The following is a 2,671-nucleotide window of genomic DNA, read 5'->3' as shown; positions in this document are numbered from 1 at the left end:
TATTGAATTAGGAGAAATTGAAGCCAGACTTCTTGCTGTTCCATACATTAAGGAAGCGTGTGTAATTGCGAGGAACGACAATCAGGCGCAGTCGTATCTATGCGCTTATCTGGTTACTAATGAAGTACGGAGTCAAAATTCTATACGCACTTATTTAAAGGGAATGCTGCCAGAATATATGATTCCTGCTTATTATGTCTTTCTAGACCGATTTCCCCTTACTTTTAATGGGAAAATTGATAAGGCTGGACTACCAGAACCACAAAAAGAGAGAGTTGGCAAGTATGAGGAACCAATTAATGATACCGAAAGAGAGCTTGCTGAAATTTGGAGTAAAGTACTGGACATAAAACAGCTGGGGAGAAGGGACCATTTCTTTGAGCTAGGTGGCCATTCATTAAAAGCTACACAGTTGGCTGCGGCCATTCACAAAAAGTTTGAAGCACGTATCCCAATTCAGAAGATTTTTGAAAACCCAATACTAATGGATATGGCCCATTATATTAGGGATTCAGATAAAGAGAATTTCCATGTTATTAAACAGGCTCCAAAGAAAGAATACTACCCGGTTTCTGCTGCTCAGCGCCGAATGTATGTAGTCCAACAAATTGAGGGTGGCACACAATCTACTCATTATAATATGCCTTTAATTTTAGAGCTGGAAGGAACATTAGATATAGATCGACTTTACCGATCGCTATCCAGCTTGGTTGACCGTCATGAACCTCTACGAACCACTTTTCACCTTAAGAATGATCGGTTAATTCAGCGTATTGAGTCCCATTGCAATTTTGAGCTTGAACTAAAAGAAGTAACAGAAGAGAGATTGCCACAAATTATTGATGAGTTCATTCGACCGTTTGACTTAGAAACAGACCTTCCTTTTCGGGTACTTTTGGTGAAAGTGGAACCGACTCGCTATTTTTTCATGTGGGATTTTCATCATATCGTTTCAGATGGCATTTCTGTAAACATTCTTATACAGGAGTTTATCCAATTGTATCAGGGTAAAGAGCTGCCTTCTTTAAGAATTCAGTATAAGGATTTTGCTGAATGGCAACAGACTGCTGAATATAAAAATAGAATAAAAGCCGGAGAAGAATATTGGCTGGACTGTTTCAAAAGTGATGTGCCGGTTCTTGAACTACCGACAGACTTTCCCCGTCCTCCTGTGCAGTCCTTTTTTGGTGAAACCTTAGAGTTTGAAATGGATAGTAAGTTATATCAGAAACTCAAAAGCATTTCAGCAGCAGAAGGCTCTACATTGTATATGATTCTTTTGTCAGCATATACTATTCTGCTTTCTAAATATACAGGACAGGAGGATATTGTGGTAGGTTCTCCTGTAGCGGGAAGGGAACACTCAGATTTAGAAGACGTTGTCGGGATGTTCATCAATACTTTACCACTTCGAAATGAACCAAAAGGAGTTTTATCTGTTAGAGAGTTTATTGCAAATGTTCGATCTGGAGTTCTAAAAGCATTTGAACATGCGGATTATCCACTGGAAGAGCTCATAGAAAAATTGAATATACCAAGAAATCTTAGTCGTCAGCCTCTATTTAATACAATGATGGTTATGCAAAATATGAAAATTGATGAGATTCATATTCCTGGGCTAAATGTAGCGCCATATTCTTGGCGTAGGAGGAATGCAAAATATGATCTCACATGGACCATAATAGAAGATAGTTCACTGAAGATAATGATAGAGTATAGCACTAGTATATTCAGAAAAGAAACGGTAGAGAAAATGTACCTTCATTTCTCTTATCTGCTTTCGCAGATTACTGATGATTTAGACAAACTAATATTCAATATTCAATTAGCTACTCCGTATGAGAGTAGCCGGATTTTGAAAGAGTTTAATCCTCCGGAGGCAGAATATCCAAGGGAAAAGACTATTCATGGAATATTTATGAACAAGGTAAAAAAAGCTCCAGATAAAGTTGCTTTGCAGTATAAAGAGGGTTCTATGTCTTATAGCGAACTACATAGAAAATCTAACCAAGTGGCCCGCCATCTTCAGAAGCAGGGGGTAGGTCGCGAACAGATAGTAGGCCTTCTCGTCGATCGTTCACCCGAGATGATTATAAGTATCCTCGGTATATTAAAGGCGGGTGCAGCTTATCTTCCAATTGATCCGGATTACCCAGAGGAAAGAATCCGCTATATGCTTGAAGATAGCGGGGCCGAGAAGTTGATCGTCCAGTATGCGGAAGACGTTCCCGCTCATTATTCCGGCCAGGTACTGGGGCTTTGGGAACGGGAATGGGAGAAAGAAGATCATGCGGATCTGGAAGCGGAAGCTGGTCCGGATGATTTGGCTTATATCATCTATACCTCGGGATCTACTGGACAGCCGAAAGGAGTCATGGTGGAGCATCGAAATGTGGTACGTCTCTTATTTAACGATCAGAATCTCTTTGATTTCTCAGAAAAAGATGTTTGGACACTGTTCCATTCCTATTGTTTTGATTTTTCAGTTTGGGAAATGTATGGTGCTTTGTTGTATGGAGGCCGGCTAGTTCTTGTTCCATCCTTTGTGGCCCGGGATCCTGAGGTTTTTGCTGAGCTGCTTCTCAAAGAGAAAGTGACTATCTTGAATCAGACGCCTACGGCATTTTATCATCTTTCTCATCAGATGAAAAAGATGAAGCCAGCCGAGATA

The 2,671-nt window shown here is 40.1% G+C and carries 1 protein-coding gene; it reads left to right on the top strand.

The genetic code is table 11. The features are described from left to right. Nucleotides 1-2,671, top strand: a 2,671-nt coding sequence (locus tag BPMYX0001_RS27050) for a condensation domain-containing protein (protein WP_167535692.1), incomplete at both ends; no start/stop codon positions are given.

The organism is Bacillus pseudomycoides DSM 12442 (genome assembly GCF_000161455.1).
Lineage (GTDB): Bacteria > Bacillota > Bacilli > Bacillales > Bacillaceae_G > Bacillus_A > Bacillus_A pseudomycoides.
Note: the sequence above shows the minus strand (reverse complement) of the source record. Positions and strands in the feature narration are given on the sequence as shown.